Origin of the sequence: Streptomyces sp. NPDC048278 (genome assembly GCF_040652195.1) — a bacterium.
Classification (GTDB): Bacteria; Actinomycetota; Actinomycetes; order Streptomycetales; family Streptomycetaceae; genus Streptomyces.
This window is the reverse complement of the sequence record NZ_JBEZLP010000024.1, coordinates 15,170-36,631: the sequence shown is the minus strand read 5'-3', so window position 1 is coordinate 36,631 and position 21,462 is coordinate 15,170. Positions and strand designations below refer to the sequence as shown.

Below are 21,462 nucleotides of genomic sequence, written 5' to 3'. Positions count from 1 at the left end.
GAAAGGTTTCAACTGGATTGCCGGGACCGTAGGCACCACGGGCATGTCACGTCAATGGGTCCGTGTCGAAAAAATTTCGATAGCCTAAGGTCACGGCGGAGTCACGGAAAACAGGGTTGGCCGGAGAGCTTGACACCCCCTCGACGGACTCATACTTTGCCGTTCTGAATCGTTTCATCATTCACTCCGGGAGTCCCTAAGTGACCGACCTCGTCGCGGTGAAGGCCGCGCTGAAGACCCAGGCCGTCGAGACGCCGTCGTGGGCGTACGGAAACTCGGGGACCCGTTTCAAGGTGTTCGCCCAGCAGGGCGTGCCGCGCTCGCCGAAGGAGAAGCTGGACGACGCGGCGCAGGTCCACGCGGTGACCGGGGTGGCGCCGACGGTGGCGCTGCACATCCCCTGGGACAGGATGGACGGCTCCGACGGATACGCGGACCTGTCCAAGCACGCCGAGGAGCGCGGGCTGCGGCTGGGCGCGATCAACTCCAACACGTTCCAGGACGACGACTACAAGCTGGGCAGCATCTGCCACCCGGACGCGGCGGTGCGCCGGAAGGCCGTCGGCCATCTCCTCGAGTGCGTCGACATCATGGACGCGACGGGGTCGCGGGACCTGAAGCTGTGGTTCGCGGACGGCACGAACTATCCCGGGCAGGACGACATCCGCTCCCGGCAGGACCGGCTGGCGGAGGGCCTGGCGGAGGTGTACGCGCGCCTCGGCGAGGGGCAGCGGATGCTGCTGGAGTACAAGCTCTTCGAGCCGTCCTTCTACACGACCGACGTGCCGGACTGGGGTACGGCCTACGCGCACTGCCTGAAGCTGGGGCCGAAGGCGCAGGTCGTGGTCGACACCGGGCACCACGCGCCGGGCACGAACATCGAGTTCATCGTCGCGACGCTGCTGCGCGAGGAGAAGCTCGGCGGGTTCGACTTCAACTCGCGGTTCTACGCGGACGACGACCTCATGGTGGGGGCCGCGGACCCGTTCCAGCTGTTCCGGATCATGTGCGAGGTGGTGCGTGGGGGCGGGCTCACCTCCGACGTGGCCTTCATGCTCGACCAGTGCCACAACATCGAGGCGAAGATCCCGGCGATCATCCGGTCGGTGATGAACGTGCAGGAGGCCACGGCGAAGGCGTTGCTGGTGGACCGGGGGGCGTTGGCGGCGGCCCAGGTCGCCGGGGACGTGCTGGCGGCGAACGCGGTGCTGATGGATGCATACGACACGGATGTGCGGCCGTTGTTGCGGGAGGTCAGGGCCGAGATGGGGTTGGACACCGACCCTCTCGCGGCGTACCGGCGGTCGGGGTGGGCCGAGAAGATCGTTGCTGAGCGGGTGGGAGGGCAGCAGGCGGGGTGGGGAGCGTAAGCGTCTGCGCTGAGGTGTTTCGTCGCGGGCTGCGGGCCGGTTGTGGCTGGCCGCGCAGTTCCCCGCGCCCCTGAAGGGGCGCACCATTCCCCCGTACGTTCAAGAAGTCGAGGACCTTCATGACCACCCATCCCGAAGCCGCCGCTCTTCTCGCCCGGTCCCATCGGCTCGGTGCCGATCCGCGGAACACCAACTACGCCGGCGGGAACACGTCCGCCAAGGGCACCGCAACCGACCCTGTCACCGGCGGGGACGTCGAGCTGATGTGGGTGAAGGGGTCCGGCGGTGACCTGGGCACCCTCACCGAGGGCGGGCTCGCCGTGCTGCGGCTGGACCGGCTCCGGGCGCTCACCGGGGTCTACCCGGGGGTCGAGCGCGAGGACGAGATGGTCGGCGCCTTCGAGTACTGCCTGCACGGCAAGGGCGGGGCCGCGCCCTCCATCGACACCGCCATGCACGGGCTCGTCGACGCCCCGCACGTGGATCATCTGCACCCGGACTCCGGGATCGCGCTGGCCTGTGCCGCCGACGGGGAGAAGCTCACCGCCGAGTGTTTCGGGGACAGCGTGGTGTGGGTGCCGTGGCGGCGGCCGGGGTTCCAGCTCGGTCTGGACATCGCCGCGGTCAAGGCCGCCAACCCGCAGGCGATCGGGTGCATCCTCGGCGGGCACGGCATCACCGCCTGGGGCGACAGCTCCGAGGAGTGCGAGCGGAACTCGCTGCACATCATCCGCTCCGCCGAGAAGTTCCTGGCGGAGCGCGGGAAGGCGGAACCCTTCGGGCCCGTCGTCGAGGGGTACGGCGCGCTGCCGGAGGCCGAGCGGCGGGAGCGGGCCGCGGCCCTCGCGCCGTACGTCCGGGCGCTCGCCTCCCAGGACCGGGCGCAGGTCGGGCACTTCACCGACTCCGACGTCGTCCTCGACTTCCTGGCGCGGGCCGAGCACCCGCGGCTCGCCGCACTGGGCACCTCCTGCCCCGACCACTTCCTGCGGACGAAGGTACGGCCGCTCGTGCTCGACCTGCCGCCGGCCGTGCCGGTGGAGGAAGCCGTGGTGCGGCTGCGCGAGCTGCACGCCGGGTACCGCGAGGAGTACGCCGCCTACTACCGGCGGCACGCCCTGCCCGACTCCCCCGCCATGCGCGGCGCCGACCCGGCGATCGTGCTCGTGCCGGGCGTCGGCATGTTCAGCTTCGGCAAGGACAAGCAGACCGCCCGGGTCGCGGGTGAGTTCTACGTCAACGCGATCAATGTGATGCGCGGTGCCGAGGCGGTGTCGGCGTATGCGCCGATCGAGGAGTCGGAGAAGTTCCGGATCGAGTACTGGGCCCTAGAGGAGGCCAAGCTCCAGCGGATGCCGAGGCCGAAGGCGCTGGCGACCCGGGTGGCGCTGGTGACGGGCGCCGGCAGCGGGATCGGCAGGGCCATCGCGCACCGGCTGGCGGCCGAGGGGGCCTGTGTCGTCGTCGCCGACCTCAACGCCGAGGGCGCGACCGCCGTGGCGGAAGAGCTCGGCGGGGCCGACCAGGCCGTCGCGGTCACCGTGGACGTGACCTCCGAGGAGCAGATCGCGGAGGCGTTCCAGGCCGCCGCGCTCGCCTTCGGCGGGGTCGATCTCGTCGTCAACAACGCCGGGATCTCCATCTCCAAGCCGCTGCTGGAGACTTCGGCGCGCGACTGGGACCTCCAGCACGACATCATGGCCCGCGGGTCTTTCCTCGTGTCGCGGGAGGCCGCGCGGGTGATGATCGCCCAGGGTCTGGGCGGGGACATCGTCTACATCGCCTCGAAGAACGCCGTGTTCGCCGGTCCCAACAACATCGCCTACTCCGCGACCAAGGCCGACCAGGCGCATCAGGTGCGGTTGCTCGCCGCCGAGCTGGGCGAGCACGGCATCCGTGTCAACGGGGTCAACCCGGACGGCGTGGTGCGGGGGTCGGGGATCTTCGCCGGCGGGTGGGGCGCCCAACGGGCCGCCGTGTACGGGGTGGAGGAGTCCAAGCTGGGCGAGTTCTACGCGCAGCGGACCATCCTCAAGCGCGAGGTGCTGCCCGAGCACGTGGCGAACGCGGTGTTCGCGCTGACGGGTGGCGAACTCACCCACACCACCGGGCTGCACGTGCCCGTCGACGCGGGTGTGGCAGCCGCGTTCCTGCGATGACCGCGCCCAGGTCCTACGCCGCGGTCGACCTCGGCGCGTCCAGCGGGCGGGTCATGGTCGGCCGGGTGGGTCCGGACTCGCTGGAGCTGACCGAGGCGCACCGGTTCGCGAACCGGCCCGTGCGGGTGCCCGAGGGGCTGCGGTGGGACGTACTCGCCCTGTACGCCGGGGTGTTGGAGGGGCTCCGTGCGGCAGGCCGGGTGGACTCCGTCGGCATCGACAGCTGGGCCGTCGACTACGGGCTGCTGGACGCCGACGGGGCGCTGCTCGGCAACCCGGTGCACTACCGGGACGCGCGGACCGAGGGTGTCGCCGAGAAGGTGTGGGCGACCCTGCCGGCGGCGGAGCTGTACGCCCGCACCGGGCTCCAGTACGCGCCCTTCAACACCGTCTACCAACTGGTGGCCGCGCGGTCCACGGCCCGGTTCGCGCACGCCGAGCGGCTGTTGCTCGTCCCCGACCTGCTGTCGTACTGGCTGACGGGCGAGCAGGGCACCGAGCTGACCAACGCCTCCACCACCCAGCTGATCGACCCCCGGACGCGCGACTGGTCGTACGAGGTGGCGGACCGGCTGGGGATCGACCTCGGGCTGTTCGCTCCGCTGCGGCGGCCCGGGGATCCCGCCGGGGTGCTGCGGCCCGAGGTGCTGGAGGAGACAGGGCTGACCGGGCCGGTGCCGGTGACCGCGGTCGGCTCGCACGACACGGCGTCGGCGGTGGCCGCCGTACCGGCGCTCGGCGAACGGTTCGCCTACATCTGCACCGGTACCTGGTCGCTGGCCGGGCTCGAACTGACGGAGCCCGTGCTGACCGAGGAGAGCCGGGCCGCCAACTTCACCAACGAACTGGGGCTCGACGGCACGGTCCGCTATCTGCGCAACATCATGGGACTGTGGCTGCTCCAGGAGTGCGTACGGGCCTGGGGCGACCCGGACCTGGGCGAGCTGCTGCGGGAGGCGGCCGGCGTGCCGGCGCTGCGCTCGGTGGTGGACGCGGGGGACGCCGGGTTCCTGGCACCCGGGCGGATGCCGGAGCGGATCGCCGAGGCGTGCCGGGCCTCCGGGCAGCCGGTGCCGCGGACGCCCGGCGAGATCACCCGGTGCATCCTCGACTCGCTGGCGCTGGCGCACCGGCGGGCGGTCGCCGAGGCGCAGCGGCTCGCCGACCATCCGGTGGACACGGTGTACGTGGTGGGTGGCGGCACCCGCAACGCGCTGCTCTGCCGGCTCACCGCCGACGCCTGCGGGCTGCCGGTGGTGGCGGGGCCGGCCGAGGCGGCGGCCCTCGGGAACACGCTGGCCCAGGCTCGTGCGCACGGGGTCGTCGGCGATCTGGCCGACATGCGGAGCCTGCTCACCCGCACCCAGCCGCTGACCCGGTACGCGCCACGCGGCGGCACCGCCCGCTGGGAGGCGGCCGAGGCGCGGCTGGCCACCCGCTGAGGAGGCGTCACCGGTCGATCGGTGACGCCCCCTCTCTCCCCCGACCCGCCGTACCGACACCGGGTCTCCCGCTGATCTCACCGGCCCACTACCCTGCACTCATCCGATGATCGACCTCTAGGAGCCGCGATGCGTGTCGCTCTCTTCCTGACCTGCGTCAACGACACGCTCTATCCGGACACCGGCCGCGCCGTGGTGAAACTCCTGACCAGGCTGGGCGTCGAGGTCGATTTCCCGATGGCGCAGACCTGCTGCGGGCAGGCCCACTACAACACCGGCTACCGGCATGAGGCGGAGCCGCTGGCCCGGCATTTCTCCGATGTATTCGGTGAGTACGAGGCGATCGTGACTCCGTCCGGGTCGTGCGGGGCGATGGTGCGGGAGCTGTATCCGAGGATGGGCGACCGGGCGCGGGCGGAGGGGCGCGGGGGCGGGCTGGCCGCGGCGCTGGCGCCGGTGGTGCCGAAGACGTACGAGCTGACGGAGTTCCTGGTGGACGTCCTGGGGGTGACGGACGTCGGGGCATATTATCCGCACCATGTGACATACCACCCGACCTGCCACGGGTTGCGGAGTCTGGGGCTCGCCGACCGCCCCCGCCGTCTCCTCCAGGCCGTGAAGGGGCTGGAGCTGGTGGAGCTGCCGGGCGCCGAGGAGTGCTGCGGGTTCGGCGGCACGTTCGCGGTGAAGAACCCCGACGTGTCGGCGGCGATGGGTACGGACAAGGTGCGCAACGCCGAGTCGACCGGCGCCGAGGTGCTGTGCGCGGCCGACAACTCCTGTCTGATGCACATCGGCGGCACCATGACCCGGCTCGGCAGCGCGCTGCGGCCGGTGCACATCGCGGAGATCCTGGCCAGCACGGAGGAGGACCCGGCCGTATGAGCGGGACGTATCTGGGGATGCCTGTGTTTCCCCCACCCACCCACCCGGCCTTCCCGGCCGCCGCGCACGAAGCCGTCAACAACCCCACCCTGCGCGGGAACCTGCGCCACGCCACGCACACCATCCGCGCCAAGCGGGCCAGGGCGGTCGCCGAGGTGTCCGACTGGGCCGCGCTGCGCGAGGCGGGCAAGCAGATCAAGGACCACACGCTCCGTCATCTCGACCGCTATCTGGTCCAGTTGGAGGAGGCGGTGACGGCGGCGGGCGGTACGGTCCACTGGGCCGCCGACGCCGACGAGGCGAACCGGATCGTCACCGAACTGGTCAGGGCGACCGGCGAGTCGGAGGTCGTGAAGGTCAAGTCGATGGCCACCCAGGAGATCGGCCTGAACGAGGCGCTGGAGGCCGCGGGCATCCGGGCCTACGAGACCGATCTCGCCGAGCTGATCGTGCAGTTGGGCCACGACCGGCCCTCGCACATCCTGGTCCCCGCCATCCACCGCAACCGGGGTGAGATCAGGGACATCTTCCGCAGGGAGATGGGCGAGTGGGGGCGCCCGGCCCCCGAGGGTCTCACCGACACCCCGGCCGAACTCGCGGAGGCGGCCCGGCTCCACCTCCGGGAGAAGTTCCTGCGCGCGAAGGTCGGCATCTCCGGCGCCAACTTCATGGTCGCCGAGACCGGCACCCTGGTCGTCGTGGAGTCCGAGGGCAACGGCCGGATGTGCCTCACCCTCCCCGAGACGCTGATCTCGGTCGTCGGCATCGAGAAGACCGTGCCGAGCTGGCGGGACCTGGAGGTCTTCCTGCAGACCCTCCCCCGCTCCTCCACCGCCGAGCGGATGAACCCGTACACCTCCACCTGGACCGGGACCACCGACGGCGACGGCCCGCAGACCTTCCACCTGGTCCTGCTCGACAACGGCCGCACCGACACCCTCGCCGACGAGGTGGGCCGCCAGGCCCTGCGCTGCATCCGCTGCTCCGCCTGCCTGAACGTCTGCCCGGTGTACGAGCGGGCCGGCGGCCACGCCTACGGCTCGGTCTACCCGGGCCCGATCGGCGCCATCCTCAGCCCCCAGCTGCGCGGCACCGCCAGCGAGATCGACGCCTCCCTGCCGTACGCCTCGTCACTGTGCGGCGCCTGCTACGAGGTCTGCCCTGTCGCCATCGACATCCCCGAGGTGCTGGTGCACCTGCGCGAACGGGTCGTCGAGGGCGGCGAGGCGGTCCGGAACGGCAACAAGGTGCTGCTCAAGCCGGCCAAGGGGCACGCGGCCGAGCGGGCGGCGATGCGGGCGGCCCGCTGGGCGTTCTCCCACCCGGCCGCGCTGCGCACCGGCCAGCGGCTCGCGTCCCGCAGCCGCCGCCTGCATCCCCGTACGCTGCCGGGCCCCGGCCGGGCGTGGACCGGGACCCGGGACCTGCCCGCCGTGCCGGCGGAGCCGTTCCGGGACTGGTGGCAGCGGACCGGCGGCGGAAAGGGCGGAGCCAAGTGAGCAGCAGGGAGCGGATCCTGGGCCGGGTGCGGCGGGCGCTGGACGGGGTACGGGACGAGGACACGCCGGTCGAGCGGGCGTACCTGCGCGAGCACGGGCAGCGCGGCGTCGCGGAGACGGTGGACCTCCTCGCCGAGAACCTGGCGGACTACCGGGCGCTCGTGCACCGCTGCACGGAGGCCGAACTGGCCGCCACGATCGGGCGGTTGGTCGCCGAGCGTGGTTCGGGGACGGTGGCCGTGCCCACCGGACTCCCCCCGGAGTGGCTCGCGGCGACCGGGGCCGAGCAGGTCGCGGACAGCGCCGGGAGCACCCCGCACGAACTGGACCGGGTCGGCAGCGTGGTCACCGGCTGTGCGGTGGCGATCGCCGAGACCGGCACGATCGTGCTGGACGGCGGCCCCGAGCAGGGCCGCCGCCGGCTCACCCTCGTCCCCGACCACCACATCTGTGTCGTACGGGTCCCGGAGCAGGTCGTGTCGTCCGTGCCCCAGGCCCTCGAACGGCTCGATCCGGCCCGCCCGTTGACCTGGATCTCCGGTCCGTCGGCCACCAGTGACATCGAGCTGGACCGGGTCGAGGGGGTGCACGGTCCGCGCACCCTGGAGGTGGTGCTCGTCGGCGGCGACCGGCCGGGCCCGGAGGCGAGCACGGGCGATTCGTGACGGGCGCGGTTAACGTGAGGGAATGATCCGGTTCGAGCAGGTCACCAAGCGGTACGCGGACGGGACGACCGCGGTGGACGGCCTCTCCTTCGAGGTGGCCGAGGGCGAACTCGTCACGCTCGTCGGCCCCTCCGGCTGCGGCAAGACCACGACGATGATGATGGTCAACCGGCTCATCGAACCGACCTCGGGCCGGATCCTCGTCGACGGCGAGGACGTCGCGGGGGCCGATCCGGTGCGGCTGCGGCGCCGGATCGGCTATGTCATCCAGCAGGTGGGCCTGTTCCCGCACCGTACGATCCTCGACAACACCGCGACCGTCCCGGCGCTGCTCGGCTGGAAACGGGCCGCGGCGCGGGCACGGGCCGCCGAACTGCTCGACCTCGTCGGCCTGGACCCGAAGACGTACGGACGGCGCTACCCGGACCAGCTCTCCGGCGGCCAGCGGCAGCGCGTCGGCGTGGCCCGGGCGCTCGCCGCCGATCCCCCGGTGCTGCTGATGGACGAGCCGTTCGGCGCGGTCGACCCGGTGGTGCGCGAGCAGTTGCAGGACGAGTTCCTCCGGATGCAGGCCGCCGTGCGCAAGACCGTGCTGCTGGTCACGCACGACATCGAGGAGGCGGTGCGGCTCGGCGACCGGATCGCGGTGTACGGGCAGGGGCGGATCGAGCAGTTCGACACCCCGGGTACGGTGCTGGGCCGGCCGGCCACGCCGTACGTGGCCGGGTTCGTGGGCGCGGACCGCGGGCTGAAGCGGCTGTCGGTGACCGACATCGAGCCGGACGACCTGGAGCAGCCGCCGGTCGCCCGCCTGGGCGAGTCCGCCGAGAGCGCCGCCGCACGGCTGCGGGCGGAGGGCGCCCGGTGGGCGGTGGTCCTGGACACCCACGGCGACCTGCACGGCTGGGTCGGCCGGGACGAGCTGGCCGCGGGCGGCACGATCGACGGACTCGCCCACCGGATGACCGCCTGGGTACCGGTGGGTGCCCCGCTGAAGCAGGCGTTCGGTGTGATGCTCCAGCACGACGCCGGGTGGGTCGCGGTGCTGGACGGTTCGCGCTTCCTCGGCGTGCTCACCCCGGCCAAGCTGCATGAGGCGCTGCGCCGCTCGGTGGACGCGGAGGCGCGCGGCGTCTCCCGGGGCCAGGTGCCGTTCGACTCGGTCTCCGACGCCTGACCGGCAGGGGGGCGGCGTCCGTCAGCAGTACGTCATGGGGCAGCCGCGGCGCAGCGAGTGCTGGGCGGCCCGCAGGTACAGCGCGACGTAGAAGGCGGTGTCCAGGTCCTCGCCCCACGGGCCGGGCCGGGACTCGGCCGTCTCCTTCGCCTGCCCTTCCAGGAACCACATGGTCAGGTCGAGGTTGTCGCAGGCCTGTGGTATCGCCTCGACGGGCAGCCCGATCACCGCCGCCAGCCGCTGTGCGAGGGCGAGCACCTCGGGGGCACCGGCGACCACCGTCTCGTCGTCGTAGGCGGAGCTCAGCGGCAGCCTGATCTCCTCGTCGAGGGAGAGCGGCACCAGCACCGACCAGCCCAGCAGCAGCTCCGTCTCGCGCGGCGCGAGATGCTCCTGGCACAGCGCGGTGAACCCGGCCATGGACGGCACCAGCTTCTCCTCGAACGACAGCCCCGAGCCGCGCACGAAGGCGGCTGCCTCGGGCACCGACTCGTACGGCGCCAGTCCGCGCCGTCGCAGCTCCTCGTCGAGGGCCGCGGCGAGGGCGCCCTTGCCGCCCTCGTCCTCGTCGCCGTCGCCGTCGAGCCACTCCTGCGCGCCGACACTCACCAGATAGATCCCCATGCCCCGAACGTACCGCCCGCCACTGACAACGGGCCCTGCCGTCACTTCAGCAGGCCCTTGTCCCGCAGATACGTCCGGGCCACGTCCTGGGGCAGCCGCCGCCAGCTGTCCACCTGCTGGTTCATGGCGGCCAGATCGGCCGTGGTGAGGACGTCGTTCAGCCTCCCCAGCGCCTTGGTGACGCGCTCGCTGCCCGCCCGGGCGCGGTTGACGACCGGGACGACGTAGTCGGCGTTCTGCAGATGCCGGTCGTCGGCGAGGAGGACGAGACCGAACTGGTCCAGCGTCGCGTCGGTGGTCGTGGTCAGCACCATCTGGTCCTGGCCGTGCTGCACGGCCAGCTTGGCCTGGGTGGTCCCGACGCCCTTGGGGTCGACACCGGTGATGTCGATGCCGTAGACCTTCTTCAGCCCCGGCTCGCAGTACGGCCGTTGCACGCATTCGTCGCCCGCCGCGAGCCGTACCTTCAGCCCCGAGGCGCCGAGGTCGCTGAGGGTCCTGAGGCGGTGCTGCCGGGCGTAGGCCGCGGTGACCGCGAAGGCGTTCTGGTCGACGGCCCGGCCCGGGTCGAGGACGGTCAGTCCGCGGGGTGTGGTGAGGCGGCGCAGTGCCTTCATCGTGGCGGCGAGGTCGGGCGAGCCCACGGGCGCCGCGTCGGCCCCGTTCGTCCGGGCGTTGAGCCAGTCGGCGAAGGTGGCCGCGTATTCGGGGACCACGTCGATCTGCCCGGACTCCAGGGCGGGTTCGTAGAGTTCGCGGTTGGCGACGGTGATCAGGGAGGTCTGGTATCCGGCCTGCTTCAGGAGCTGGGCGTACAGCTGGGCGAGCAGGTCGCTCTCGGTGAATCCGGCGGAGCCGATGGTCAGGTGCTTGCTGTCGCCCGGGGGCGCGGTGACCTCGCCGCGGTCCTCCAGGGAGGGGCCGGTGGTGCAGGCGGCGAGGGTGAGGAGCAGGGCACCGGCCGCCGTACGGAGTCTCATCGCGTGCCCCGCAGCCCGACCGGGGCGAGCCGTTCGGCGAGGGCGAAGACACCCTCGACGACCAGGGCGAGGACGGCGACCAGGATCGCGCCGGCGACCACCATGGGCGTGCTGGCCAGGTTGAATCCGGCGGTGATGATCCGGCCGAGTCCGCCGCCGCCGGCGAGCGCGGCGATGGTGGCGGTGGCGACGAGCTGGACGGCGGCGATCCGGACTCCGGTGAGGACCATGGGGAGCGAAAGGGGCAGTTCCACGTGAAACAGCATCTGTCGCCCGGTCATCCCCATCCCCCGCGCGGCCTGCACGATGCTCCGGTCGACCTCGCGCATGCCGACGTAGGCGTTGGTGAGCAGGGGCGGTACGGCGAAGAGCACCAGGGCGACGACCGTGGGGCCCTCGCCCCAGGTGCCGAGGGGAGTGAGGAGGAGCAGGACCAGGACGGCGAAGGTGGGGACGGCCCGGCCGACGTTGGAGATGTTCACGGCGAGCACGCCGCCCTTGCCGAGGTGGCCGAGGACCAGCGCGACCGGGAGCGCGATCAGGCAGCTGACGACGAGGCAGACGGCGGTGAGGACGAGGTGCTGGAGCAGCCGGTGCCCGATGCCGTCGTCGCCGGCCCAGTGCGCCGGGTCGGTGAGCCAGGCCCAGGCGTCGGCGAGGGTGTTCACGCGCGGGCCGCCCGCGTCCACGGGGTGAGCAGCCGCTGCACGCCGAGCAGCAGCAGGTCGGCGGCGACGGCGATCAGCACGCAGAGCACGGAGGCGGTGAGCACCTGGGCCTTGAAGTAGGTGTTCATGCCGGCGTAGATCAGGTTGCCGAGTCCGCCGAAGCCGACGATCGCGCCGACGGTGACCAGGGAGACCGCGGAGACGGTGGCGATGCGCAGGCCGGCCATCGCGGCGGGCAGGGCGAGGGGGAGTTCGACGGTGAGCAGGAGGCGGATCGGGCCGTAGCCGAGCCCCCGGGCGGCCTGCCGGGTCTCCTCGGGGACGGCGCGCAGGCCCGCGAGGATGTTGCGGACGAGCAGGGTGAGCGAGTAGAGGACCAGGCCGGCGACGACGAGGGTGGCCGAGAGACCGTACAGGGGCAGGAGCAGCGAGAACATCGCCAGCGAGGGGATGGTGTAGAGAATGGTCGTGACGCCGAGGACGGGTCCGGCCGACCAGCGCCAGCGGCGGGCCAGCACGGCCAGCGGGACGGCGACGGCGAGCCCGAGGAGCACCGAGACCGCGGTGAGCCGCAGGTGCTGGCCGACCGCGTCGAGGAGGATCTGGCGGCGGCTGGTCAGATACGCGCCGCAGATCCACTCGTTGCGCGCGAGGCAGTCGTTCGGGGGCGCGGTCACGCCTCCATTGCATCGGGTGGGCGGCCGGCCCGGCGCGTTGTGGTGATCCGTCCGGGCGGCTACTTCACGCCGGCCGCGTCAAGGAGCGTGGTCGCCGTCGCCGTGAGCAGACCGTCGTCGAGGTGCTCGATCCGGGCGCCGGCCCGGGCGCTGGCCCCGTCGAAGATCAGCATGAGCTGCCGGGCGAGCAGCGCCGGGTCCGCCGCACCGCCCTGTTCGGCCTGCTCCTCGAAGTAGCCCCGCAGCAGTTCCTTGGCCGCTCGGGCCACCACGCTCGCGGGGTGCTCGCTGTCCTTCAGCTCGACCAGGACGGCGAGGTACGGGCAGCCGCAGTAGCCGGGGGCCGCCGCGCTCTCCTCCGCCCGCCGGAACACGTACCCGATCCGCTCGCGGGGGGTGGCCGACTCGGCGTCCGGGGACCTGAGCTGGGCCTCGTACCAGGGCCTGCGCCGCTCCAGGCTGGCGGCGAGCACCTCGTCCTTGCTGTCGAAGAGCTGGTACATCGAGCGCTTGGAGACCCCGGCCGACCTGCACAGCGCCTCGACGCCGATGGAGACGCCGTCGTGGTAGAAGAGCTCGGCGGCGGCATCGAGGAGCCGGTCTCGGGGGGACGCCTTGTCCGTGGTGGCCATAGGGCCGAGGTTACCGCGCGGAACGGTGTGAGGAAACCGATCGGTATACAGGGTGGCAGGCGAGGTGAACAAGCGCTTAGATAGGAAGCCGGACCTGTTCCCCGCATACGTTCCACGAACCTGATCAGCCGGAGGCCCCGTTGTTCACTTCCGTCGACGACGTCTCCGCCCGCCTCGCGGAGACCGGCTACCTCGCCTCCCCCGCCGTCGCCACCACCGTCTTCCTGGCCGACCGGCTCGGCAAGCCCCTCCTCGTCGAGGGCCCCGCCGGAGTCGGCAAGACCGAGCTGGCGAAGGCCGTCGCCGAGGTCGCCGGGGCCCGCCTGGTACGCCTCCAGTGCTACGAGGGCGTGGACGAGTCCCGCGCGCTGTACGAGTGGAACCACGCCAAGCAGCTGCTGCGGATCAGCGCCGGCCGCGACGAGACCTGGGACGAGGCCCGTACCGACATCTTCAGCGAGGAGTTCCTGCTCCCCCGCCCGTTGCTCACCGCGATCCGGGGCGACGACCCGAAGGTGCTGCTCATCGACGAGACCGACAAGGCCGACGTCGAGGTGGAGGGCCTGCTCCTGGAGGTGCTCAGCGACTTCCAGGTGACCGTCCCCGAGCTGGGCACGGTCACCGCGACCCGCCGCCCCTTCGTCGTGCTCACCTCCAACGCCAGCCGCGAGCTGTCCGAGGCGCTGCGCCGCCGCTGCCTGTTCCTGCACATCGGCTTCCCGGACGACGAGCTGGAGCGCCGGATCGTACGGCTGAAGGTGCCGGGACTCACCGAGGCGCTCACCGAGTCCGTGGTCCGGGTGGTCGGGGCGCTGCGGGCGATGGACCTGCGCAAGGTCCCCTCGGTGGCGGAGACCATCGACTGGGCGCGCACCCTGCTGGCCCTGGGCGCCGACACGCTGGACGAGCAGGTGGTACGGGACTCCCTGGGCGTGATCCTCAAGCATCAGGACGACATCCAGAAGGCCGCCGCCAAGCTGGACCTGGACGCCCTGTGAGCACACCGGCCGACGCATCGACCGGGTCCCCGACCGAGCCGGCGACCGACGCTCCGGCCGGCCGTGCCGACCTCGCCGACCGCGCCGACCTCGCCGGGCGGCTGACCGGACTGGTCGGCGCGCTGCGGGCGCACGGGGTGCGCATCGGCACCGGGGAGACCGTGGACGCGGGCCGGGCGGTGGCGGCGCTGGGTCTCGCGGACCGGGAGCTGCTGCGCGAGGGGCTGGCCGCGACCCTGCTGCACGGCACCGGCCAACGGGCCGTGTTCGACCAGGTCTTCGACCTCTACTTCCCGCGCACGGTCGGCGGACCCGGCGCCGGTTCCGACGGCGGGTCCGGCGACCGCGAGGAGCTGCGGGAGCGGCTCGCCGCCGCACTGGCCGACGACGACACCGCGCTGCTGCGGCAATTGGCGGCCGAGGCGGTGGACGGCCTGGGCGGATACGGGAGTTCGCCGGGCTCGGACGGCTGGTCGTCGTACCAGACCCTGGACCGGCTGCGACCGCAGACGCTGCTCGCGCGGGTGCGGGCGGACGTCCGGGCGCGGGGCGGAGGTGCGGGGTTCACGGACCGGCTGCTCGACGACGAGATCCGGCGGCGGATCGAGGACTTCCGGGGCATGGTCGCGGCGGAGGCCCGGCGCCGGGTGGCCGAGCGGCGCGGCCGGGATCAGATCGCCCGGCGGGCGGTGGCGCCGAGCGCCGACCGGGTGGACTTCCTGTCCGCCGGGCGGGAGCAGCTCACCGAGCTGCGCAGGACCGTACAGCCGCTGGCGCGGAAGCTGGCGACCCGGCTGGCCGCGCGCCGCCGCCGGGCCGCGCGCGGCACCATCGACCTGCGGCGCACCCTGCGCGGCTCGCTGTCCACGGGCGGGGTGCCGATGCGGCCGGTGCTGCGCCGGCGCCGCCCGGTCCGGCCCGAACTGGTGCTGCTGTGCGACGTCTCGGGCTCGGTGTCGGGGTTCTCCGACTTCACGATGCTGTTGGTCCAGGCGCTGCACGACCAGTTCAGCAAGGTCCGGGTGTTCGCCTTCGTCAACCGGATCGACGAGGTGACCGGCCTGCTTGAGCACGGCCGGGCCGACCCGGAGGGGCTCGGCGCCCGGATCCGCGCCGAGGCGACGCTCACCGGCTGGCACGGCAGCAGCGACTACGGCATGGCGCTGGGCGAGTTCGCGGAGCGGTACGGCGCCGCCGTGGGCCCGCGGACCACGGTGTTCGTGCTCGGCGACGCCCGCACCAACAACCTCGACCCGAACCTCGCCGCCGTGCGGCGGATCGCCGGGCAGGCGCGGCGCGTCTACTGGCTGAACCCCGAGCCGCACTCCCTGTGGGGCACCGGGGACTCGGCAGCGCCGGACTACGCACAGCTGGCGGAGATGCACGAGTGCCGTACCGCCCGCCAGCTCGGCGGGCTGATCGCTCGGCTGCTGCCGGTGTGACACACCGGGTACCGTCGCCCACGGAAGGTGACGGCACCCGTCGGCAGCCCTCAGCTCCCCGTGGCCCTCGCGTAGTCCGTCGCCATGCCGCCGGCGAAGTCGTAGACGATGACCTGCTCGTCCCCCACGACCCAGGCGTCGTGTCCCGGCGGCAGCACGAAGACGTCACCGGGGCCGATCTCGCCCTCGCCGCCGTCGTCCATGACGAGGTGCATCCTGCCCTGCACCACATAGCCGTTGTGGTGGACCATGCAGCTCCCGGTGCCCACGATCGGCGCCACCGACTCCGACCAGCGCCAGCCCGGCTCGAAGGTGCCGACGGCGAAGTCGAGGCCGGTCAGATGCACGGCCTCCAGGTGACCGCGGGGGAAGTCCCGCCGCTCGTCCGGCTTGTCGACCGTCTTGATCTCCAGCATGACGGTGCCTCCCTTCGCACTCCCCTCCACCACTCCATCGTCTTCCTGTCAACTCGGGAGCGCCATCCGGGGTGCCGTGCGGGGAGCCGGCCGGCTCGGCAAGAGGGTTGCGGGCGTCTTCCCCCGACCTGTGCCATGTGACATATTACTGTTGTGAGCATGCGACTGACCTGCGACGTCGTGGTGATCGGGGCGGGCATGGCAGGCGCCGCCTGCGCTCTCTACGCGTCCCGGGCGGGGCTGGACGTCATCGTGGTGGATCGCGGCCCGGTGGCCGGCGGCACGACCGGGGCGGGCGAGGGCAACCTGCTCGTCTCCGACAAGGAACCGGGCCCCGAACTCGAACTCGCCCTGCTCTCGGGCCGGTTGTGGACCGGCCTGGCCGCGGAGCTGGGCGACCGGATCGAGTACGAACCCAAGGGCGGGGTGGTCGTCGCCGCCGGACCCGGCGAACTGGCCGCCCTGGAAGGGCTCGCGGCCGGGCAACGGGCCGCCGGGGTGATCGCGGAGAACGTCGACGCGGACCGGCTCCACGACCTGGAACCGTACTTGGCACCCGGCCTGGCGGGTGGCGTGCACTACCCGCAGGACGCCCAGGTCATGCCGACCCTGGCCGCCGCGCATCTCGTACGGGCCTCGGGCGCCCGCCTGTCGGCCGGCCGCGCGGTGACGGAGGTGCTGCGGGGCGCCGGCGGTGCCGTACGGGGCGTCCGTACCGGCCACGGTGACATCCACGCCCCGGCCGTGGTGAACGCGGCCGGGACCTGGGGCGGCGAGGTGGCCGCCCTCGCGGGTGCGCACCTGCCCGTCCTCCCCCGGCGCGGCTTCGTCCTGGTCACCGAGCCGTTGCCGCGGCGGGTACGGCACAAGGTGTACGCCGCCGACTACGTGGCCGACGTGGCCAGCGACTCGGCCGCCCTGCAGACCTCGCCGGTCGTCGAGGGCACGGCCGCCGGGCCGGTGCTGATCGGCGCGAGCCGGGAACGCGTCGGCTTCGACCGGTCGTTCTCGCTGCCGGCCGTACGGGCGCTGGCGGCGGGCGCGACCCGCCTGTTCCCGTTCCTGTCCGAAGTCCGGGCGATACGCAGCTACCTGGGCTTCCGCCCGTACCTGCCCGACCACCTCCCCGCGATCGGCCCCGACCCCCGGGCGCCGGGCCTCTTCCACGCCTGCGGGCACGAGGGCGCGGGCATCGGACTCGCCACCGGCACGGGGCAGTTGATCGCCCAGGTGCTGAGCGGCACGAACCCCGAGCTGGACCTGAGCCCGTTCCGTCCCGAGCGCTTCGCCGAGGAGGCCGTGTGAATCCCCTGGAGTTGGTGCGGGCCCGGCCGGGGCCCGCCTTCACCGTCACCTTCGACGGGCGCGAGATCACGGCACTGCCCGGCCAGACGGTCGCGGCCACGCTCTGGGCGTCCGGTGTCACGTCCTGGCGGACCACCCGCGGCAACGGCCGTCCGCGCGGCGTCTTCTGCGGGATCGGCGTCTGCTTCGACTGCCTGGTCACCGTCAACGGCCGCCCCAACCAACGGGCTTGCCTGGTCCCCGTGCACCCGGGCGACACGATCGGCACCCAGGAGGGGACGGGCCACGATGACTGACGCGCCCCGCCTCACCGTGATCGGCGCGGGCCCGGCCGGTCTCGCCGCCACCCTGGCCGCCGCCCGGCACGGCGTGCGGGTCGTCCTGGTCGACGCGGCGCCGGAGGCGGGCGGACAGTTCTACCGGCAGCCCGCCGCCGGACTGGGCGCCCGTCGCCCGCGGGCGCTGCACCACCGGTGGCGCGACTGGGAGCGGCTGCGCGACGGCCTCGACCGGCTCCTCACGGCAGGGCTGGTGACGCACCTGAGGGACCATCACGTGTGGGGGGTGACACGGCGGCGGTCCGGTTTCAGCGTGCACGCGCTGCTCGGTCCGGCGCAGGAGCAGCCCGTCGAGGTGCGCGCGGACGCGGTGCTGCTGGCGACCGGCGGCTACGAGAAGGTGCTGCCCTTCCCCGGCTGGACGCTCCCCGGTGTCGTCACGGCGGGCGGGGCGCAGGCCATGCTGAAGGGCGGACTGGTGCTGCCGGGCCGTACGGCGGTCGTCGCCGGCACCGGACCGCTGCTGCTGCCGGTCGCGACCGGCCTCGCGGCGGCGGGCGCCCGGGTGGCCGCGCTGGTGGAGTCCGCCGACCCACGGGACTTCGTACGACGCTCCCGCGCACTGGCCGCCGAGCCGGCCAAGCTCGCCGAAGGCGCCCACTACGCGGCCCGGTTGCTGCGGCACGGGGTACGCACCCTGGCCCACCACACCGTCGTCGAGGCCCACGGCGACCCGCAGGACGAGCGGCTCGCAGCCGTCACCGTCGCCGCGCTCGACACCGCGGGCCGGGTACGGCCGGACACCCGGCGGCGCATCGACTGCGACACTCTGGCCGTCGGGCACGGCATGCTCCCGCACACCGACCTCGCCGAGGTCCTGGGCTGCCGGATCGACGGCGTCGCCGTGCACGTGGACGGCGAGCAGCGCACCGACGTACCGGGGGTGTGGGCGGCGGGCGAGGCCACCGGTGTCGGCGGCGCGGTCCTCGCCCTCGCCGAGGGGCACATCGCGGGACGGTCGGCCGCCGCCCGGCTGTCGGGCCGGGAGCCGGACCCGAGCGGCTGGGCGGGTGCCGCCCGGGCCCGAGCGGGCCTGCGCCGGTTCGCCGCGGCGCTGGACGACGCCTACGCGCCGCCCGCGCACTGGGCCGAGCAGGTCACGGACGACACGGTCGTCTGCCGCTGCGAGGAGGTCACCGGCGGGGCGGTCCGGCGGGCCGTGACCGAGCTGGGCGCGGGAGACGTCCGCACCGTCAAGCTGCTCACGCGGGCCGGGATGGGCTGGTGCCAGGGCCGGATGTGCGGGCCCGCGGTCGCGGGGCTCGCCGGGTGCCCGGAGACGGCGGCCCGCAGGCCGTTCGCGCGGCCGGTACCGCTGGGTGTGCTGGCGCAGGCCGATGCCGATGCCGATGCCGATGCCGATGCCGATGCCGATGCCGACGATGAACAGTGCTATGTCGCGTACCACCCGGATCACTCGGACCCCCCGGAGGAACCCTGATGTCCACCCCTCACCCCCACCCCTGGCGCGGTGTCCTCGTAGCCACCGCCCTCCCGCTCCGCGACGACCTGTCCGTCGACCACGACCGGTACGCCGAGCACTGCGCCTGGCTGGTGGCGAACGGCTGCGACGGCGTCGTACCGAACGGATCGCTGGGTGAGTACCAGGTGCTCACCCCCGAGGAGCGCGCGAAGGTCGTCGAGACCGCCGTGGCCGCGGTCGGCGGCACACGGGTGATGCCCGGGGTCGCCGCCTACGGCTCGGCCGAGGCCCGCCGCTGGGCCGAGCAGGCCCGGGACGCCGGCTGCGCGGCCGTGATGCTGCTGCCGCCCAACGCCTACCGTGCCGACGAGCGTTCGGTCCTTGCGCACTACGCGGAGGTCGCGAAGGCGGAGGTACCGATCGTGGCGTACAACAACCCCATCGACACCAAGGTCGACCTCGTCCCGGAACTGCTCGCGAAGCTGCACGGCGAGGGGTACGTCCACGCCGTGAAGGAGTTCTCCGGCGACGTCCGCCGGGCCTACCGGCTGGCCGAACTGGCCCCGGAGCTGGACCTGTTGATCGGCGCCGACGACGTCCTGCTGGAGCTCGCGGTCGCGGGTGCCAAGGGCTGGGTGGCCGGCTACCCGAACGCACTGCCGTCGGCGTCCGTCGAGCTGTACCACGCGGCGGTGGACGGCGACCTGGACACCGCCAAGCGGCTGTACGCGCAGCTGCACCCGCTGCTGCGCTGGGACTCCAGGGTCGAGTTCGTGCAGGCCATCAAGTTGTCCATGGACATCGTCGGCCGGTACGGCGGTGCCTGCCGCCCGCCGCGCGTACCGCTGCTGCCCGACCAGGAGGCCGTGGTCCGCGCGGCCACCGAGAAGGCCGTCGCGGCCGGACTGTCGTAACCCGACCCGCCCACCCTCCAGGAGCGTCATGCGCAGCAAACTCGTCCTGCACGCCGTCGACTCGCACACCGAGGGCATGCCCACCCGCGTGATCACCGGCGGGATCGGCACCATCCCCGGCGCGACCATGAACGAGCGGCGGCTGTACTTCCGTGAACACCGCGACGACATCAAGCAGTTGCTGATGAACGAGCCGCGCGGGCACTCCGCGATGAGCGGGGCGATCCTGCAGCCGCCGACCCGGCCCGACTGCGACTGGGGCGTGGTCTACATCGAGGTCTCCGGCTATCTGCCGATGTGCGGGCACGGCACGATCGGGGTGGCGACGGTGCTCGTGGAGACCGGGATGGTGGAGGTCGTGGAGCCGGTCACCACCATCCGGCTCGACACCCCGGCCGGTGTGGTCGTCGCCGAGGTGGCGGTGGAGGACGGCGCGGCGAAGCACGTCACGCTGCGGAACGTGCCGTCGTTCTCGGTCGCGCTGGACCGGAAGATCGTGCTGGCCGACGGGCGGTCGGTGACCTATGACATGGCATACGGCGGCAACTTCTACGCCATCCTTCCCCTGGACGAGTTCGACCTCCCCTTCGACCGCACCCGAAAGGACGACATCCTCCGGGCCGGCCTGTCCCTCATGGCGGCGATCAACGCGGAGGCGGAGCCGGTCCACCCCGAGGACCCCTCCATCCGCGGCTGCCACCACGTCCACCTGGTCGCCCCCGGTGCCACGGCCCGCCTCGCCCGGCACGCGATGGCCATCCACCCGGGCTGGTTCGACCGCTCCCCCTGCGGCACCGGCACCAGCGCGCGGATGGCGCAGCTGCACGCCCGCGGCGAACTCCCGCTGGACACCGAGTTCGTGAACGAGTCGTTCATCGGCACCCGGTTCACCGGCCGGCTCCTCGGCACCACCGAGGTCGCGGGCCGCCCCGCCGTCCTGCCCAGCTTCACCGGGCGGGCCTGGATCACCGGCACCGCCCAGTATCTGCTGGACCCGGCCGACCCGTTCCCGGCCGGCTTCGTACTCTGATTGCCCCGACGACCGCCCGGCGACGACCCACCAGGAGTTCCACCATGGCTGACCGGCCCAGCAGCACGCCCACCGCCGCCAAGCCCGCCATTCCGTCGCTCGGCGGCCGGAAGCCGAACTTCCGGGAGCGGGTCGTGGACGTCCTGCGTGCCGCGCTGATCGCCGGTGAGCTGCGCCCCGGCCAGGTGTACTCGGCGCCGGGGCTCGCTCCGCGCCTGGGCGTCTCCGCGACGCCGGTGCGCGAGGCCATGCTGGAGCTGGTGAAGGAGGGCATGGTCGAGATCGTTCCGAACAAGGGGTTCCGGGTCACCGCCCTGTCCGAGCGGCAGCTCGACGAGTACACGCACGTCCGGTCCCTGATCGAGATCCCGACGACCGTCGCCCTCGCGGCCACCGCCGGTCCCGACGACCTGGAGGCGCTGCGCCCGGTCGCCCTGGAGATCGTCACCTCGGCCGTGAAGGGCGACCTGATCGCCTACGTCGAAGCCGACCTGGCCTTCCATCTGCGGCTGCTGGCGCTGGCGGGCAACGACCATCTCGTCGAGGTGGTACGGGACCTGCGGCGCCGATCGCGGCTGTACGGGCTCACGGCCCTGGTGGAGGCGGGACGCCTGAAGGCCTCCGCCGAGGAGCACCTGGAACTCCTCGACGCCCTCCTGGCCCGCGACGAGCAGACCGTGCGCGAGGTCATGACCCGCCACCTGGGCCACGTCCGCGGCCTGTGGGCGGCCCGCGGGCCCGAGCACGGCTGAGTGCTCCGCCGGGGGCGCCGCGGCAGGTCGTCGGTCGACCGCGGCGCCGCCGAAGCCCTGCACGCA

Annotated in this window: 21 protein-coding genes; 15 read left to right on the top strand and 6 right to left on the bottom strand. The window is 72.9% G+C overall.

Annotation, left to right across the window (positions count from 1 at the left end):
• Positions 1 to 200: 200 nt before the first annotated feature.
• The 7 genes from rhaI to AB0D74_RS33235 all read left to right on the top strand — a co-directional run bounded on the left by rhaI (position 201) and on the right by AB0D74_RS33235 (position 9,197).
• The gene (gene rhaI / locus AB0D74_RS33265) at positions 201 to 1,370 is read left to right on the top strand and encodes an L-rhamnose isomerase (protein ID WP_362595246.1); all 1,170 of its coding nucleotides are present in this window, start codon (positions 201 to 203) and stop codon (positions 1,368 to 1,370) included.
• 119 nt (positions 1,371 to 1,489) lie between these two features.
• Positions 1,490 to 3,529 carry a bifunctional aldolase/short-chain dehydrogenase gene (locus tag AB0D74_RS33260; protein WP_362595244.1) on the top strand — a complete coding sequence of 680 codons (2,040 nt, stop codon included), beginning with the start codon at positions 1,490 to 1,492 and terminating at the stop codon, positions 3,527 to 3,529.
• Complete coding sequence (locus AB0D74_RS33255) at positions 3,526 to 4,971, top strand: rhamnulokinase family protein (RefSeq protein WP_362595242.1); 1,446 nt, start codon at positions 3,526 to 3,528, stop codon at positions 4,969 to 4,971. Before AB0D74_RS33260 ends, AB0D74_RS33255 begins: the two co-directional genes overlap by 4 nt.
• A 129-nt stretch (positions 4,972 to 5,100) precedes the next feature.
• Positions 5,101 to 5,856: a (Fe-S)-binding protein gene (locus AB0D74_RS33250; protein WP_362595240.1), complete on the top strand. Its 756-nt coding sequence runs from the start codon at positions 5,101 to 5,103 to the stop codon at positions 5,854 to 5,856.
• A complete protein-coding gene (locus tag AB0D74_RS33245) occupies positions 5,853 to 7,355 on the top strand; it encodes a LutB/LldF family L-lactate oxidation iron-sulfur protein (protein WP_362595238.1) in 1,503 nt (500 codons plus the stop codon). Before AB0D74_RS33250 ends, AB0D74_RS33245 begins: the two co-directional genes overlap by 4 nt.
• Entirely contained in the window at positions 7,352 to 8,020 is a 669-nt protein-coding gene (locus AB0D74_RS33240; protein WP_362595236.1) for a lactate utilization protein C, read from the top strand. Before AB0D74_RS33245 ends, AB0D74_RS33240 begins: the two co-directional genes overlap by 4 nt.
• 22 nt (positions 8,021 to 8,042) lie before the next feature.
• On the top strand, positions 8,043 to 9,197 hold the full coding sequence (locus AB0D74_RS33235) for a betaine/proline/choline family ABC transporter ATP-binding protein (protein ID WP_362595234.1): 1,155 nt from the start codon (positions 8,043 to 8,045) through the stop codon (positions 9,195 to 9,197).
• A gap of 21 nt (positions 9,198 to 9,218) precedes the next feature.
• Here AB0D74_RS33235 and AB0D74_RS33230 read toward each other — a convergent pair whose 3' ends face one another.
• The 5 genes from AB0D74_RS33230 to AB0D74_RS33210 are packed head-to-tail and all read right to left on the bottom strand — an operon-like array spanning position 9,219 to position 12,778.
• A complete protein-coding gene (locus AB0D74_RS33230; protein WP_362595232.1) occupies positions 9,219 to 9,821 on the bottom strand; it encodes a hypothetical protein in 603 nt (200 codons plus the stop codon).
• A 41-nt stretch (positions 9,822 to 9,862) separates the two neighbouring features.
• Complete coding sequence (locus AB0D74_RS33225; RefSeq protein ID WP_362595230.1) at positions 9,863 to 10,801, bottom strand: ABC transporter substrate-binding protein; 939 nt, start codon at positions 10,799 to 10,801, stop codon at positions 9,863 to 9,865.
• A complete protein-coding gene (locus AB0D74_RS33220) occupies positions 10,798 to 11,469 on the bottom strand; it encodes an ABC transporter permease (protein ID WP_362595228.1) in 672 nt (223 codons plus the stop codon). The genes AB0D74_RS33225 and AB0D74_RS33220 overlap by 4 nt, the downstream gene beginning before the upstream one ends.
• Positions 11,466 to 12,146 carry an ABC transporter permease gene (locus tag AB0D74_RS33215; RefSeq protein WP_362595226.1) on the bottom strand — a complete coding sequence of 227 codons (681 nt, stop codon included), beginning with the start codon at positions 12,144 to 12,146 and terminating at the stop codon, positions 11,466 to 11,468. Before AB0D74_RS33215 ends, AB0D74_RS33220 begins: the two co-directional genes overlap by 4 nt.
• Before the next feature lie 59 nt (positions 12,147 to 12,205).
• Positions 12,206 to 12,778, bottom strand: coding sequence for a TetR/AcrR family transcriptional regulator (locus tag AB0D74_RS33210; RefSeq protein WP_362595224.1), 573 nt, complete (start codon positions 12,776 to 12,778; stop codon positions 12,206 to 12,208).
• Between the two features lie 140 nt (positions 12,779 to 12,918).
• On the opposite strand from AB0D74_RS33210, the gene AB0D74_RS33205 reads away from it, so the two are divergent.
• Entirely contained in the window at positions 12,919 to 13,776 is an 858-nt protein-coding gene (locus AB0D74_RS33205; RefSeq protein WP_362595222.1) for a MoxR family ATPase, read from the top strand.
• Positions 13,777 to 13,877: 101 nt separating this feature from the next.
• Positions 13,878 to 15,218, top strand: coding sequence for a VWA domain-containing protein (locus AB0D74_RS33200; protein ID WP_362595494.1), 1,341 nt, complete (start codon positions 13,878 to 13,880; stop codon positions 15,216 to 15,218).
• Positions 15,219 to 15,268: 50 nt separating this feature from the next.
• On the opposite strand, the gene AB0D74_RS33195 is transcribed toward AB0D74_RS33200, so the two are convergent.
• Complete coding sequence (locus tag AB0D74_RS33195) at positions 15,269 to 15,634, bottom strand: cupin domain-containing protein (protein WP_362595220.1); 366 nt, start codon at positions 15,632 to 15,634, stop codon at positions 15,269 to 15,271.
• A 153-nt stretch (positions 15,635 to 15,787) separates the two neighbouring features.
• Between AB0D74_RS33195 and AB0D74_RS33190 the strand changes: the two genes are divergently transcribed.
• From AB0D74_RS33190 to AB0D74_RS33165, 6 genes are read left to right on the top strand one after another with little or no spacing between them, the layout of a single operon-like run.
• On the top strand, positions 15,788 to 16,939 hold the full coding sequence (locus AB0D74_RS33190) for an FAD-binding oxidoreductase (protein WP_362595218.1): 1,152 nt from the start codon (positions 15,788 to 15,790) through the stop codon (positions 16,937 to 16,939).
• Entirely contained in the window at positions 16,936 to 17,235 is a 300-nt protein-coding gene (locus AB0D74_RS33185) for a (2Fe-2S)-binding protein (RefSeq protein ID WP_362595216.1), read from the top strand. The genes AB0D74_RS33190 and AB0D74_RS33185 overlap by 4 nt, the downstream gene beginning before the upstream one ends.
• Positions 17,228 to 18,718: an NAD(P)/FAD-dependent oxidoreductase gene (locus AB0D74_RS33180; protein WP_362595214.1), complete on the top strand. Its 1,491-nt coding sequence runs from the start codon at positions 17,228 to 17,230 to the stop codon at positions 18,716 to 18,718. The genes AB0D74_RS33185 and AB0D74_RS33180 overlap by 8 nt, the downstream gene beginning before the upstream one ends.
• Positions 18,718 to 19,614, top strand: a complete 897-nt coding sequence (locus tag AB0D74_RS33175; RefSeq protein WP_362595212.1) for a dihydrodipicolinate synthase family protein — start codon at positions 18,718 to 18,720, stop codon at positions 19,612 to 19,614. The genes AB0D74_RS33180 and AB0D74_RS33175 overlap by 1 nt, the downstream gene beginning before the upstream one ends.
• A gap of 28 nt (positions 19,615 to 19,642) precedes the next feature.
• Complete coding sequence (locus AB0D74_RS33170; RefSeq protein ID WP_362595210.1) at positions 19,643 to 20,644, top strand: proline racemase family protein; 1,002 nt, start codon at positions 19,643 to 19,645, stop codon at positions 20,642 to 20,644.
• A gap of 44 nt (positions 20,645 to 20,688) precedes the next feature.
• Positions 20,689 to 21,396, top strand: coding sequence for a GntR family transcriptional regulator (locus tag AB0D74_RS33165; RefSeq protein ID WP_362595208.1), 708 nt, complete (start codon positions 20,689 to 20,691; stop codon positions 21,394 to 21,396).
• Positions 21,397 to 21,462: the final 66 nt, after the last annotated feature.